The sequence below is a fragment of the Roseomonas rosulenta genome (assembly GCF_016106005.1).
GTDB lineage: Bacteria > Pseudomonadota > Alphaproteobacteria > Acetobacterales > Acetobacteraceae > Neoroseomonas > Neoroseomonas rosulenta.
This window is the reverse complement of record NZ_JACADR010000102.1, coordinates 1-14,669: the sequence shown is the minus strand read 5'-3', so window position 1 is coordinate 14,669 and position 14,669 is coordinate 1. Positions and strand designations below refer to the sequence as shown.

The 14,669-nt window shown below is 67.4% G+C and carries 11 protein-coding genes; 10 read left to right on the top strand and 1 reads right to left on the bottom strand.

The window, feature by feature from the left end; genetic code table 11:
- Positions 1 to 869 (bottom strand): protein-methionine-sulfoxide reductase heme-binding subunit MsrQ (locus tag HW578_RS13690; RefSeq protein WP_198371107.1); only part of this gene is annotated, 869 nt, incomplete at its 3' end.
- A 266-nt stretch (positions 870 to 1,135) separates the two neighbouring features.
- Here HW578_RS13690 and rplK point away from each other — a divergent pair.
- The 10 genes from rplK to tuf all read left to right on the top strand — a co-directional run.
- Complete coding sequence (rplK, locus tag HW578_RS13685; protein WP_198371106.1) at positions 1,136 to 1,570, top strand: 50S ribosomal protein L11; 435 nt, start codon at positions 1,136 to 1,138, stop codon at positions 1,568 to 1,570.
- A 4-nt stretch (positions 1,571 to 1,574) separates the two neighbouring features.
- On the top strand, positions 1,575 to 2,276 hold the full coding sequence (rplA, locus tag HW578_RS13680; protein WP_198371105.1) for a 50S ribosomal protein L1: 702 nt from the start codon (positions 1,575 to 1,577) through the stop codon (positions 2,274 to 2,276).
- A 291-nt stretch (positions 2,277 to 2,567) separates the two neighbouring features.
- The gene (rplJ, locus tag HW578_RS13675; protein WP_198371104.1) at positions 2,568 to 3,092 is read left to right on the top strand and encodes a 50S ribosomal protein L10; all 525 of its coding nucleotides are present in this window, start codon (positions 2,568 to 2,570) and stop codon (positions 3,090 to 3,092) included.
- An 87-nt stretch (positions 3,093 to 3,179) separates the two neighbouring features.
- Positions 3,180 to 3,557, top strand: coding sequence for a 50S ribosomal protein L7/L12 (rplL, locus tag HW578_RS13670; RefSeq protein WP_198371103.1), 378 nt, complete (start codon positions 3,180 to 3,182; stop codon positions 3,555 to 3,557).
- A gap of 183 nt (positions 3,558 to 3,740) precedes the next feature.
- Entirely contained in the window at positions 3,741 to 7,925 is a 4,185-nt protein-coding gene (gene rpoB / locus HW578_RS13665) for a DNA-directed RNA polymerase subunit beta (protein ID WP_198371102.1), read from the top strand.
- Positions 7,926 to 8,007: 82 nt separating this feature from the next.
- Positions 8,008 to 12,180: a DNA-directed RNA polymerase subunit beta' gene (rpoC, locus tag HW578_RS13660; protein WP_198371101.1), complete on the top strand. Its 4,173-nt coding sequence runs from the start codon at positions 8,008 to 8,010 to the stop codon at positions 12,178 to 12,180.
- A 77-nt stretch (positions 12,181 to 12,257) separates the two neighbouring features.
- Positions 12,258 to 12,551 carry a hypothetical protein gene (locus HW578_RS13655; RefSeq protein ID WP_198371100.1) on the top strand — a complete coding sequence of 98 codons (294 nt, stop codon included), beginning with the start codon at positions 12,258 to 12,260 and terminating at the stop codon, positions 12,549 to 12,551.
- Positions 12,552 to 12,819: 268 nt separating this feature from the next.
- A complete protein-coding gene (gene rpsL, locus HW578_RS13650) occupies positions 12,820 to 13,191 on the top strand; it encodes a 30S ribosomal protein S12 (RefSeq protein WP_198371099.1) in 372 nt (123 codons plus the stop codon).
- 11 nt (positions 13,192 to 13,202) lie between these two features.
- Positions 13,203 to 13,679, top strand: coding sequence for a 30S ribosomal protein S7 (rpsG, locus tag HW578_RS13645; protein ID WP_198371098.1), 477 nt, complete (start codon positions 13,203 to 13,205; stop codon positions 13,677 to 13,679).
- A 26-nt stretch (positions 13,680 to 13,705) separates the two neighbouring features.
- Positions 13,706 to 14,669: elongation factor Tu (gene tuf, locus HW578_RS13640; RefSeq protein ID WP_198371097.1), on the top strand; the 964-nt coding region annotated here is incomplete at its 3' end.

Here is a 14,669-nt window from a genome sequence, read left to right as displayed (position 1 = left end):
CAGGCCGCCTCGCTCGACGTGATGCCGACGCGCGTTGCAGGGCGCACCCGGCGCCGCGGGCCGCGCAGCCCGGCCAGCAGCCGCGCGGCCGCGCCGCCGAGACCCACGATCCCGACCCAGACCGCCGGCCGGAAACCGAAGGCCACGTCCAGATTCGCCGCGAGGACCCGCCAGGGGTCGATCCCGGTCGCCAGGGCGTACCAGGCGAACTCCACCGCCGCGGTAAGCCCCGCCGCGGCCAGCGCCAGCCCGACCAGCGCCAGCACCCCTGGCGCACCCCCCGCGGGTGCGATCAGCCGATACCCCATCAGCCAGGCGAACAGCCCGGCCATCAGCATGGGTTCGGTCACATCCGCCTTGGATTGCAGGGTAAAATGCACCAGCGCCAGCGCGGCGAGCGGATAAACGAGGCGATGCAGCCGCCGCCAGGACGCACCCCCCATCCGCCGCAGCATCGCGTCGGTCGAGGTCGCGGCCAGCAGCGCGAGCCCGGCAAGCGCCACGAATCCGATGGTCAGGTAGATGCGCTTGATGATCTCGGAGGCGACCTTCAGCAGGTCGAAGCCGTTGTCGCCGGCATAGAGCGCCAGATGCAGCAGCCCATAGGCGAAGCAGGCCACGCCCACCATGCGGCGCACCTCGGCGATGCGCGCCTGGCGCAGCACCTGCCGGGCGGGGGTGACCAGCAGGGAGAGCAGCAGCAGCCGGATGGCCCAGGTGCCGGCGTCGTGCGTCGCGGCCTGCCAGGGCTTGGGGCCGAGGGCGTTGTCCCACGCCGTCTGCGCGAGCAGCAGCGCCGGGACGAACAGGGCCGCGAAGATCAGCGCCTTGAAGGGCGAGAAGGCGCCGGTGCGGTCGCGCCAGGGCATGGGGTCGGGGTCTCCAGCGGGTACGGGGCATATACGGCGGGGGCGGGGGTTTGGTTACCCGGGAGGCCCGCGAGGGGCGCGCGCGCCCTGCACCTCTGCCGGCGATTCGGCCTCTGGACAAGGCGGGCGCTCCCCCCTATACGCCGCCCCTCGCCGACCAACCGGGGCCCCTCGCCCCGGTCTTCGGCGTTCCAGGGAACGCGGGAGAGCGCCTTGCGGCGCTCGCACGGACCGCGGGCCTCTGACAGCAACAGAGGACTGCCACAGTGGCGAAGAAGATCGCAGGCTACATCAAGCTGCAGATCCCGGCCGGGAAGGCCAATCCCTCCCCGCCGGTCGGTCCCGCGCTCGGTCAGCGCGGCCTGAACATCATGCAGTTCGTGAAGGAATTCAACGCGGCGACGCAGCAGATGGAACCGGGCACCCCCACGCCCGTGGTCATCACTGCCTTCACCGACCGCACCTTCTCCTTCATCACCAAGACCCCGCCCAACACCTACTTCCTGCTCAAGGCCGCGAAGCTCGAGAAGGGCTCGACCGCGCCGGGCAAGGCGGGTCCGGTCGGGCGCGTCACCAAGTCGCAGCTGGCCGAGATCGCCAAGACCAAGATGCAGCACATGAACGCGAACGACGTCGACGCGGCCGTGCGCATGCTCGCGGGTTCCGCGCGCTCCATGGGCCTCACCGTGGTGGAGGGCTGATCCGATGGCCAAGCAGGGAAAGCGCCTCAAGGCCGTCTATGCCGGCTTCGATCGCGAGAAGACGTTCGCCTTGGATGAGGCGGTGAAGCTCGCCAAGACCAACGCGAAGGCGAAGTTCGACGAGACGATCGAGATCTCGATGAACCTCGGCATCGACCCGCGTCACGCCGACCAGATGGTCCGCGGCGTGGTCGGCCTGCCGCACGGCACCGGCAAGACGGTCCGCGTGGGCGTCTTCGCCCGCGGTGCGAAGGCCGAGGAAGCCAAGGCCGCCGGCGCCGACGTGGTGGGCGCGGACGACCTCGCCGCCCTGGTGCAGGAAGGCAAGATCGAGTTCGACCGCTGCATCGCGACCCCGGACATGATGGCGCTCGTGGGTCGGCTCGGTAAGGTTCTCGGCCCGCGCGGCCTGATGCCGAACCCGAAGCTCGGCACGGTCACCATGGACGTGAAGGGCGCGGTGACCGCGGCGAAGGCCGGCCAGGTCGAGTTCCGCGCCGAGAAGGCGGGCATCGTGCATGCCGGCATCGGCAAGGCGTCGTTCGGCGAGGACCAGCTGCTGGCCAATGCCCGCGCCTTCGTGGACGCGATCCAGCGCGCCAAGCCGACCGGGGCGAAGGGGACCTACCTGAAGAAGGTGGCCGTCTCCTCGACCATGGGGCCTGGCGTGAAGGTGGATGTCGCCAGCCTTTCGGCCGGCGGCTGATGAGAATTCGCCCGGCCCCGCAAGGGGCTGGGCGGGCAGGGCGGGGGCGAAGGCCCCTGTCCGAAACCTGTCGGAGACCTCCTGTGGCCCTCGCGGGCCTTGATCTGGCGAAAGCCATGCAGGGGAGAGACGGTGTGCCGAAGTTTCGACCGGTCCGCGCCTAGGCGCGGCCTGGCTTGACTTGGTGTTCCGGCCTGACAGGCGAACCGGGGCGTGGGGCAGGTGCCCTCGCCCCCGAGTGAACCGGCCGGAGCCCTTCCAAAAGGCGCCGGCCACCGACGGAGACGTGGAGTGGACCGTACGGAGAAGCGTGAGTTCGTCGCTTCGCTGGCGACCGTCTTCGCAGAGACCTCCTTCGTGCTCGTGGCCCAGAACAAGGGTCTCACGGTCGCGGATGTGAGCGAACTGCGCCGGCGGATGCGCGCGGCGGGCGCGACGTACAAGGTCGCGAAGAACCGCCTGGCCACCCTCGCCCTCGAAGGCACCCGTTTCGACGGCGTCAAGCCGCTGCTGAAGGGTCCGACCGCGCTCGCGTGGTCGACGGATCCGGTGGCGGTGGCGAAGACCGCGGTCGAGTTCGCCAAGACGAACGACAAGTTCGTCGTCCTGGGCGGTGCGCTCGGAACCCAGACGCTTGACGCCACCGGCGTCAAGGCCCTGGCCGAGCTGCCGTCCCTGGAGACGCTGCGGGCGCAGCTGGTGGGTCTGATCCAGACCCCCGCGACGCGCATCGCCGGCGTGCTCCAGGCCCCCGGTGGGCAGGTGGCACGGGTCCTTTCGGCTTACGCCAAGAAGGACGAGGCCCAGGCGGCCTGAGGGCCGCAGGAACCGTCCCTCGGGCCATTTGGCCACGGGGGAGTTGCACAACCGAAGTCAAGTCATTAGATCGAGGAGCATTCAAACATGGCCGATCTCGCAAAGCTGGTCGACGAGCTGTCGTCCCTGACCGTTCTGGAGGCCGCCGAGCTCTCCAAGATGCTCGAGGAGAAGTGGGGCGTCTCCGCCGCCGCGCCGGTGGCGGTTGCCGCCGCCGCGCCGGCCGCGGCTGCCGCCCCGGCCGCCGAGGCGCAGACCGAGTTCACCGTGATCCTTGCCGCCTCCGGCGACAAGAAGATCAACGTGATCAAGGAGATCCGCACCATCACCGGCCTCGGCCTCAAGGAAGCCAAGGACCTGGTCGAGGGCGCCCCGAAGACCGTGAAGGAAGCGGTCTCGAAGGACGAGGCGGAGAAGATCAAGAAGGTGCTGGAAGAGAACGGCGCCAAGGTCGAGATCAAGTGATCTCGACCCCCGCCCCCGCCCGGCAACGGGTGGGGATGGGGGGATAGTGACGGAAGGGTGCGGGTGGTGCTGCCGGAAAGGTCCGGCAACGCCGCCCCATCCTGCGTTGTCAGGTTTGGGCGGCGCGAAGGTTCCCCACCGGCCGGGGTGTTCGGGCCGGAGCAGAAGGGAAGCAGAGCAGGCATGAACGCTATCACGAAGTCGTTCACGGGGCGCAAGCGGATCCGCAAGTCCTTCGGGCGCCTGCCCGAGGTCGCGCCGATGCCGAATCTCATCGACGTGCAGCGCGCCTCCTACGAGGCCTTCCTGCAGATGGAGGTGAGCCCCGACAGCCGGACGCACACCGGCCTGCAGGAGGTGTTCAAGTCCGTCTTCCCGATCGACGACTTCGCCGGGCGCGGCCGCCTGGAGTTCGTGCAGTACGAGCTCGAGGAGCCGAAGTACGACGTCGAGGAGTGCATCCAGCGCGGCCTGACCTTCGCCGCCCCGCTCAAGGTGCGCCTGCGCCTGATCGTGTGGGACGTGGACGAGGACACCGGCAGCCGTTCCGTCCGCGATATCAAGGAGCAGGACGTCTACATGGGCGACATGCCGCTCATGACGGACAACGGCACCTTCATCATCAACGGCACCGAGCGCGTCATCGTCTCCCAGATGCACCGCTCCCCGGGCGTGTTCTTCGACCACGACAAGGGCAAGACGCACAGCAGCGGCAAGTACCTGTTCGCCGCGCGTGTCATCCCCTATCGCGGCTCGTGGCTCGACTTCGAGTTCGACGCCAAGGACATCTGCTACGTCCGCATCGACCGCAAGCGCAAGCTGCCGACCACGACGCTGCTGCTGGCGCTGGACAGCACGCGCACCGAGGCGCTGCGCGCGCAGGCCGCGGCCGAGGGCCGTGAGCTCGAGCCCAACGAGATCCGCGGCATGGATGCCGAGGAGATCCTGAATTCCTTCTACGGCCAGGTCGTGTTCAGCCGCGGTCCCAAGGGCTGGTCGCGCGCCTTCGACCCCGAGGCCTTCCGCGGCGTGAAGCTAATGGAGCCGCTGATCGACGCAAAGACCGGCCTGGTGGTGGCGGACAAGGAAGCCAAGCTGACGCCGCGCACCGCGCGCAAGATCGCCGAGGCCGGCACGACGGAAGTGCTGGTCGGCCGCGCCGACCTGCTCGGCCGCTTCGTCGCCGAGGACCTGGTCGACATGACCACCGGCGAGATCTGGGCCGAGGCCGGTGACGAACTGACCGAGCCGAAGCTGGCGGCCATCGAGGCCGCTGGCCTTGACCGCCTGCCGACGCTCGCGGTCGACCAGTCGGTCGGCCCGTGGATCCGCAATACCCTCGCGGTCGACAAGAACGCCAACCGCGACGAAGCGCTGATGGACATCTACCGGGTCATGCGCCCGGGCGAGCCGCCGACGCCGGACACGGCCGAAGCGCTGTTCAAGGGCCTGTTCTTCGACCCGGAGCGCTACGACCTGTCGGCCGTGGGCCGCGTGAAGATGAACATGCGTCTGGGCTTCTCGATCGAGGAAGTGCCCGACCACGTCCGCACGCTGCGCAAGCACGATATCGTCGCGACCCTGCGCGTGCTGATGGACCTGAAGGACGGCCGCGGGCAGATCGACGACATCGACAATCTCGGCAACCGCCGCGTGCGTTCGGTCGGCGAGCTGATGGAGAACCAGTACCGCGTCGGCCTGCTGCGCATGGAGCGCGCGATCAAGGAGCGCATGGGGTCGGTCGATATCGACACCGTCATGCCGCATGACCTGATCAACGCGAAGCCGGCTGCCGCGGCGGTGCGCGAATTCTTTGGCAGCAGCCAGCTGTCGCAGTTCATGGACCAGACCAACCCGCTGTCCGAGGTGACGCACAAGCGCCGCCTCTCGGCGCTTGGCCCGGGGGGTCTCACGCGCGAGCGCGCCGGCTTCGAGGTGCGCGACGTGCACCCGACCCATTACGGCCGCATCTGCCCGATCGAGACGCCCGAAGGCCCGAACATCGGCCTGATCAATTCGCTCGCCACCTTCGCCAAGGTGAACAAGTACGGCTTCATCGAGACGCCGTACCGCCTGGTGAAGGACGGCAGGATCGTGGGCAACCCGCGCTACCTTTCCGCCATGGAGGAGGAGCGCCTGGTCGTCGCGCAGGCCGACGCCAACGTCGACACTGACGGGTCGTTCAAGGACGAGCTCGTCTCCGTGCGCCAGGGCGGCGACTTCCGCCTGGTGAAGCCGGAGGAAGTGACGGCGATCGACGTCTCGCCCAAGCAGCTCGTCTCCGTGGCCGCGGCGCTGATCCCGTTCCTCGAGAACGACGACGCCAACCGCGCGCTGATGGGCTCGAACATGCAGCGCCAGGCGGTGCCGCTGATCCGCGCCGATGCGCCGCTGGTCGGCACCGGCATGGAAGCCGCGGTCGCGCGCGACTCCGGTGCGACCATCGTCGCCAAGCGGGACGGCGTGATCGACAGCATCGACGGCGCGCGCATCGTGGTGCGCGCCACCGGCGATGACGGCACGACGCGTGGTGTCGATATCTATCGCCTGCGCAAGTTCATGCGGTCGAACCAGTCCACCTGCATCAACCAGCGCCCGCTGGTGCGCGTGGGGGACAAGGTGCTGGCCGGCGACATCATCGCCGATGGCCCGTCCACCGAGCTCGGTGAACTGGCGCTGGGGCGCAACGTGCTCGTCGCCTTCATGCCCTGGAACGGCTACAACTTCGAGGACTCCATCCTCATCAGCGAGCGCATCGCCAAGGACGACGTCTTCACCTCGATCCACATCGAGGAATTCGAAGTCATGGCCCGCGACACCAAGCTCGGCCAGGAGGAGATCACCCGCGACATTCCCAACGTGGGTGAGGAAGCGCTGCGCAACCTCGACGAGGCCGGCATCGTCTATATCGGCGCCGAGGTGAACCCGGGCGACATCCTTGTGGGCAAGGTCACGCCGAAGGGCGAGAGCCCGATGACGCCCGAGGAGAAGCTGCTGCGCGCCATCTTCGGCGAGAAGGCGTCGGATGTCCGCGACACCTCGCTGAAGCTGCCGCCGGGTGTCTCGGGCACGATCGTGGATGTGCGCGTCTTCTCCCGCCGTGGCGTGGACAAGGACGAGCGCGCCATGGCGATCGAGCGCGCCGAGATCGAGCGCCTGGCGAAGGACCGCGACGACGAGAAGGCGATCCAGGAACGCTCCTTCTACGGCCGGCTGCGCGAGCGGCTGCTGAACAAGAAGGCGTCCGGCGGCTTCAAGGGTGTGAAGGCCGGCACGGTCATCGACGACGCCGTGCTCGACCAGTTCGCCAAGGCGACCTGGCGGCAGATCGGCGTGGTGGACGATGCCGCCATGGCCGAGATCGAGGCGCTGAAGCGCGAGTTCGACGCTGCCGTCGAGCGCCTGCAGAAGCGCTTCGAGAGCAAGGTCGAGAAGCTGCAGCGTGGTGATGAACTCCCGCCCGGCGTGATGAAGATGGTCAAGGTCTTCGTCGCGGTGAAGCGCAAGCTGCAGCCCGGCGACAAGATGGCCGGCCGTCACGGCAACAAGGGCGTGGTCTCCCGCGTCGTGCCGATCGAGGACATGCCGTTCCTCGAGGACGGGTCGCATGTCGACCTGGTGCTGAACCCGCTTGGCGTGCCCTCGCGCATGAATGTCGGGCAGATCCTGGAGACGCACCTCGGTTGGGCCTGCGCCTCGCTCGGCAAGCAGGTGGGCGAGCTGGTGGAGGAATACCGCCACCGCGGTGGCCGGCGTTCGGAGCTCGAGGCGAAGCTGAAGGATGTCTATGGCGACGAGATCTTCGCCAACGACATCGCGCCGATGAGCGACGCGCAGCTGGTGGAGCTCGGCGAGAACCTGAAGAAGGGCATCCCGATCGCGACGCCGGTCTTCGACGGTGCCCGCATGGCCGACATCGAGGGCATGCTGACCCAGGCGGGGTTGGACACGTCCGGCCAGGTCTGGCTGCACGACGGCCGCACGGGCGAGAAGTTCGAGCGCAAGGTGACGGTCGGCTACATCTACATGCTGAAGCTGCATCACCTGGTGGACGACAAGATCCACGCCCGTTCGATCGGCCCCTACTCGCTCGTCACGCAGCAGCCGCTGGGCGGCAAGGCGCAGTTCGGCGGCCAGCGCTTCGGCGAAATGGAGGTCTGGGCGCTGGAAGCCTACGGCGCGGCCTACACACTGCAGGAGATGCTGACGGTGAAGTCGGACGACGTGTCGGGCCGCACCAAGGTCTACGAGGCGATCGTCCGCGACCAGGACAATTTCGAGGCGGGCATTCCGGAATCCTTCAACGTGCTCGTGAAGGAACTGAAGTCGCTCGGCCTGAACGTCGATCTGGAGAACCGCCCGACGTGATGCGTCGGCGTTCCCCGCTTCCTTTCGAAACGCTCAGCCGCCGTGGGTCGTCCACGGCGGCGGCCTCATCCACGAGGACCGCATGAACGAGCTGATGAAGATCCTGGGCCAGACCGGCCAGGCGATGACCTTCGACCAGATCAAGATCACGATCGCTTCCCCCGAGCAGATCCGGTCCTGGTCGTACGGCGAGATCAAGAAGCCCGAGACCATCAACTACCGCACCTTCAAGCCGGAGCGGGACGGGCTGTTCTGCGCCCGCATCTTTGGGCCGATCAAGGACTACGAGTGCCTGTGCGGCAAGTACAAGCGCATGAAGTTCCGCGGCATCATCTGCGAGAAGTGCGGCGTCGAGGTCACGCTGGCCAAGGTGCGTCGTGAACGCATGGGCCACATCGAGCTGGCCTCTCCGGTCGCGCATATTTGGTTCCTGAAGTCGCTGCCGAGCCGTGTCGGCCTGATGGTCGACATGACCCTGAAGGAGCTGGAGAAGGTCCTGTACTTCGAGTCCTACGTGGTGCTCGAACCCGGCCTGACGGACCTCAAGCTCCATCAGCTGCTGAACGAAGATCAGTACCAGCAGAAGATGGACGAGTTCGGTGAGGACGCGTTCAGCGTCGGCATCGGCGCGGAAGCCGTGAAGCAGATGCTGGGCGGGATCGACCTGCAGGCCGAGGGCGTGAAGCTGCGCGCCGACCTGAAGGAGACGACGTCCGAGGCGAAGCGCAAGAAGCTGGTGAAGCGCCTGAAGCTCATTGAGAGCTTCGGCGAATCCGGCGCGCATCCGCAGTGGATGATCCTGGACGTGATCCCGGTCATCCCGCCGGAACTCCGCCCGCTGGTGCCGCTGGATGGTGGCCGCTTCGCGACGTCGGACCTGAACGACCTCTATCGTCGCGTCATCAACCGCAACAACCGCCTGAAGCGGCTGATCGAACTGCGCGCGCCCGACATCATCGTGCGCAATGAAAAGCGAATGCTGCAGGAAGCCGTTGACGCGCTGTTCGACAACGGCCGCCGCGGCCGCGCCATCACGGGTGCCAACAAGCGCCCGCTGAAGTCGCTGTCCGACATGCTGAAGGGCAAGCAGGGGCGATTCCGCCAGAACCTGCTGGGCAAGCGCGTCGACTACTCCGGTCGTTCGGTGATCGTCGTCGGTCCCGAGCTGAAGCTGCACCAGTGCGGCCTGCCGAAGAAGATGGCGCTCGAGCTGTTCAAGCCGTTCATCTACTCCAAGCTCGAGAAGTACGGCCACGCCACCACCATCAAGGCCGCGAAGCGGATGGTGGAGAAGGAGCGTCCCGAAGTGTGGGACATCCTCGAGGAAGTGATCCGCGAGCACCCGGTCATGCTGAACCGGGCGCCGACGCTGCACCGCCTCGGCATCCAGGCCTTCGAGCCGGTGCTGATCGAGGGCAAGGCGATCCAGCTGCACCCGCTGGTCTGCACGGCCTTCAACGCGGACTTCGACGGCGACCAGATGGCGGTGCACGTGCCGCTCTCGCTGGAAGCGCAGCTCGAAGCGCGCGTGCTGATGATGTCGACCAACAACATCCTCAGCCCGGCGAACGGCAAGCCGATCATCGTGCCCTCGCAGGACATCGTGCTCGGCCTGTACTACCTGTCGCTGGAGACGCCCGAATTCCTCGTCACCGAGGAGAAGGATTCGTCGGCCTTCGCGAATGTCGGCGAGATCGAGCAGGCGCTGGAAGCCGGCGCGATCACGCTGCACAGCAAGATCCGCGCACGCCGCAAGACCATGAATGCGGAGGGCGAGGTGGTGACCGAGCGCGTCACCACCACCGCCGGGCGCATGATGATCGGCGCGCTGCTGCCGCTGCACCCGCAGCTGCCGTATTCGCTGGTCAACCGCATGCTGACCAAGAAGAACGTCTCGGACGTGATCGATGCGGTCTACCGCCATTGCGGCCAGAAGGAATCGGTGATCTTCGCCGACCGGATGATGGCGCTCGGCTTCCGCCAAGCGGCCAAGGCCGGCATTTCCTTCGGCAAGAACGACATGGTCGTGCCCGACAGCAAGGTCGCGTCCATCGCCAAGACCAAGGCCGAGGTGAAGGAGTTCGAGCAGCAGTACCTCGACGGCCTCATCACGGCCGGCGAGCGCTACAACAAGGTGGTCGATGCCTGGTCGCGCTGCACGGACGAGGTGGCCGGCGCGATGATGAAGGAGATCCAGCGGCAGGAGATCGGCAAGCCGACCAACTCCGTCTGGATGATGTCGCATTCCGGTGCGCGTGGGTCGCCGGCGCAGATGCGCCAGCTGGCCGGCATGCGCGGCCTGATGGCGAAGCCGTCCGGTGAGATCATCGAGCAGCCGATCATCGCCAACTTCAAGGAAGGCCTGTCGGTTCTGGAGTACTTCAACTCCACCCACGGCGCCCGCAAGGGCCTGGCCGACACCGCGCTCAAGACCGCCAACAGCGGCTACCTGACGCGGCGCCTGGTCGACGTGGCGCAGGACTGCATCATCGTCGAGCAGGATTGCGGCACCGAGCGGGGCCTGACGGTCGCGGCGGTGATGGACGGCGCGGAGGTCGTCTCCTCTCTGTCCGAACGCATCCTCGGGCGGACGTCGCAGGAAGACGTGTTCGATCCCGCAACTGGCGAGGCGATCGTCAAGCGCCTCGACCTGATCGACGAGGTCGCGGCCGAGCGCATCGAGAAGTCCGGCGTGGAGCAGGTGAAGATCCGCTCCGTGCTGACCTGCGATGCGCGCCAGGGCGTGTGCGGCCGCTGCTACGGCCGCGACCTCGCGCGCGGCACGCCTGTCAACATCGGCGAGGCGGTGGGCGTCATCGCCGCGCAGTCGATCGGCGAGCCGGGCACTCAGCTCACGATGCGCACCTTCCACATCGGTGGTGCTGCGCAGCGTGGCGCCGAGCAGTCGGCGGTCGAGGCCTCGGGCGACGGCACCATCAAGGTGCTCAACCGCGTCGTGGTCACGAACAGCCAGAACCATCCGATCGTGATGTCGCGCAACTGCGAGATCGTGCTGATCGACGCGCAGGGCCGCGAACGTGCCCGCCAGCGCGTGCCCTATGGCGCGCGCCTGCTGACCGAGGATGAGGCGACGGTGACCCGCGGCCAGAAGCTGGCCGAATGGGACCCCTTCACCCTGCCCATCATCACCGAGCGCGCCGGCAAGCTCGAGTTCGTGGACCTGATCGAGAACGTCACGCTGGTCGATCGCCAGGACGACGTGACCGGTCTGTCGTTCAAGGAGGTCGTGGAGTACAAGGCGCCGGGCAAGTCCGCCGACCTGCGCCCGCGCCTGATCCTGCGCGACGAGAAGAACAACGTGGTCAAGCGCGAGAACGGGACGGAGGCGATCTACTTCCTCACCCCCGGCACGATTCTCTCGATCGACAACGGGGCGGCCGTGGCCGCCGGCGACGTGCTGGCCCGCCTGCCGCGCGAATCGTCCAAGACCCGCGACATCACGGGCGGCCTGCCGCGCGTGGCGGAGCTGTTCGAGGCGCGCCGCCCGAAGGACCACGCGATCATCAGCGAGATCGACGGCCGCGTGGAGTTCGGCAAGGACTACAAGGCCAAGCGCCGCATCCTGGTGGTGCCCGAGGCGGTCGGCGACGAGCAGCCTGCCCCGCGCGAATACCTGGTGCCCAAGGGCAAGCACGTCTCGGTGCAGGAGGGCGACTACGTGAAGCGCGGCGACCCGCTGGTCGACGGGCCGCGCGTGCCGCACGACATCCTGCGCGTGCTGGGTGTGGAGAAGCTGGCCGACTATCTGGTCGAGCAGATCCAGGAGGTCTATCGGCTCCAGGGCGTGAAGATCAACGACAAGCACATCGAGGTGATCGTTCGCCAGATGCTGCAGAAGGTCGAGGTCACCGACCCGGGCGATACCACCTACCTGATCGGCGAGACGGTCGACCGCATCGAGTTCGAGATCGAGAACGAGAAGCGGGTCGAGGCCAAGGAGCGTCCGGCGGTGGCGGAACCCGTGCTGCAGGGCATCACCAAGGCGTCGCTGCAGACGACCTCGTTCATCTCGGCCGCCTCCTTCCAGGAGACGACGCGCGTGCTGACCGAGGCCGCGACCGCGGGCAAGGTCGACTACCTGGCCGGCCTGAAGGAGAACGTGATCGTGGGCCGTCTGATCCCGGCGGGCACGGGCTCGGTGATGAACCGCCTGCGCGCTCTGGCCGCGCAGCGCGACAAGGGGCGGCTGCCGGCATCTGCGCCGGCGCTTCCGGAACCGCGCGCGGCGGAGTGACCGCCGCGGCGTCCGATCGCCTGGAGGGGCCGGCAACCGCAGGGTTGCCGGCCCCTTCCGCATGGAAGGGCGTCGCAATGTTTGCGATGCTCGCGCTGATCCATGCCGCGCCCGCGCAGGCCCAGGACTGGCCGGCGGAGAAGTGCCGCCGCTACACCGAGGCCTGGGGGGCTGCGAGGCAGCGCATCGGCACTGCGGGGCTGTCACCCGGCTTTCTCGGCGCGCACGAGGCATTCATCGCCTCCGGCTGCCGCGAGCGCCGTGCCTGCCCGCGCAGCGAGGCCGAGATCGCGATGGCCGACACCATGACGCTGCTGACGCTGAATGCCGGCATGTCGGGCACCTTCCTGCCCTTCATCTGCCGGCCATGAGGATGCTGCATCGCAGCGCGCGTGAATCGGGCATTGATGCGCTTGACTCATCCGGGGGTGCCGCGTAGATAGCGGCCCCTCGGCAGGACCCCGGCGACGGTGTCCTGTCAGGTTTTGGTCCACAACGCTGCGCAGCCGGCGCCGCCCCAGTATCTCGGGGGCTGAGGCCGGTCGCGGAAGGCAAGCCCGGGTGGCGCGCGTTCGCGTGCGTGCCCGGCGATCATGCTTTCGGCGGAGTGTGCGGACAGGAAGGTCACGAAGGGGCGTCATGCCGACGATCAACCAGCTCATTGCCACGGGGCGTGAGACGAAGCCGACCCGGAACAAGGTTCCGGCGCTGAAGGGCAGCCCCCAGAAGCGCGGCGTCTGCACGCGCGTCTACACGACCACGCCGAAGAAGCCGAACTCGGCACTTCGCAAGGTCGCCAAGGTGCGCCTGACCAACGGCTTCGAGGTGGTCAGCTACATCCCTGGCGAAGGTCACAACCTGCAGGAACACTCTGTGGTCCTGATCCGTGGCGGCCGCGTGAAGGACCTTCCGGGCGTGCGCTACCACATCCTGCGCGGCGTGCTGGATACGCAGGGCCTGCCGAAGCGGCGCAAGCGGCGCTCGCTGTACGGCGCCAAGCGGCCGAAGTGAGGGGCTGAGAGATGTCGCGTCGTCACCGCGCCGAGAAGCGCGAAGTCCTGCCGGATCCGAAGTTCGGCGATATCGTACTGAGCCGTTTCATGAACGTGCTCATGTACGACGGCAAGAAGTCTACTGCCGAGCAGATCGTCTATGCCGCGATGGACACGCTGAAGAAGCGCTCCGGCCCGAACGGCGATCCCCTGCGCCTGTTCCACGAGGCGATGGACAACGTGAAGCCGGCCGTCGAGGTGCGTTCGCGCCGCGTCGGTGGCGCGACGTATCAGGTGCCGGTTGAGGTCCGCCCGGAGCGCCGCCAGGCGCTGGCGATCCGCTGGCTCATTGAATCCGCGCGCAAGCGCGGCGAGCACACGATGGAAGAGCGCCTCTCGGGCGAACTGATGGACGCGGCGAACAACCGCGGATCGGCCGTCAAGAAGCGCGAAGACACGCACCGGATGGCGGAGGCCAACAAGGCCTTCAGCCATTACCGCTGGTAAATCGAACCCGATCGGGAATCACGGACATGGCGAAGGCGAAATTCGAGCGTAACAAGCCGCATGTGAACATCGGCACGATCGGGCATGTGGACCATGGCAAGACGTCGCTGACGGCGGCGATCACCAAGGTTCTGGCGAAGGCTGGTGGTGCGACGTTCACGGCGTATGACCAGATCGACAAGGCGCCGGAGGAGCGTGCGCGTGGCATCACGATCTCGACCGCGCATGTCGAGTACGAGACGGCGAACCGCCACTACGCGCATGTGGACTGCCCCGGCCACGCCGACTACGTGAAGAACATGATCACGGGCGCGGCGCAGATGGACGGCGCGATCCTGGTGGTCTCGGCGGCCGACGGCCCGATGCCGCAGACGCGCGAGCACATCCTGCTGGCGCGCCAGGTTGGCGTTCCGGCGCTGGTGGTGTTCCTCAACAAGTGCGACATGGCGGACCCCGACCTGCTCGAGCTGGTCGAGATGGAAGTGCGCGAGCTGCTGAGCAGCTACCAGTTCCCGGGCGACGACATCCCGATCATCAAGGGTTCGGCGCTGATGGCGCTCGAGGACAAGTCGCCTGAGCTGGGCGAGAACGCGATCCTGGAGCTGATGGCGGCGGTGGATGCGTACATCCCGCAGCCGACGCGCGAAGTGGACAAGCCGTTCCTGATGCCGGTCGAGGACGTGTTCTCGATCTCGGGCCGCGGCACGGTGGTGACGGGTCGCGTTGAGCGCGGGATCATCAAGGTGGGCGAGGAAGTCGAGATCGTTGGCCTGAAGGCCACGGTGAAGACGACGGTCACCGGTGTGGAGATGTTCCGCAAGCTGCTGGACCAGGGCCAGGCGGGCGACAACATCGGCGCGCTTCTGCGCGGCACGAAGCGCGAGGATGTGGAGCGTGGTCAGGTTCTGGCTGCGCCTGGGTCGATCACGCCGCACACCAAGTTCAAGGCCGAGGCGTACGTGCTGACGAAGGAGGAGGGCGGCCGCCACA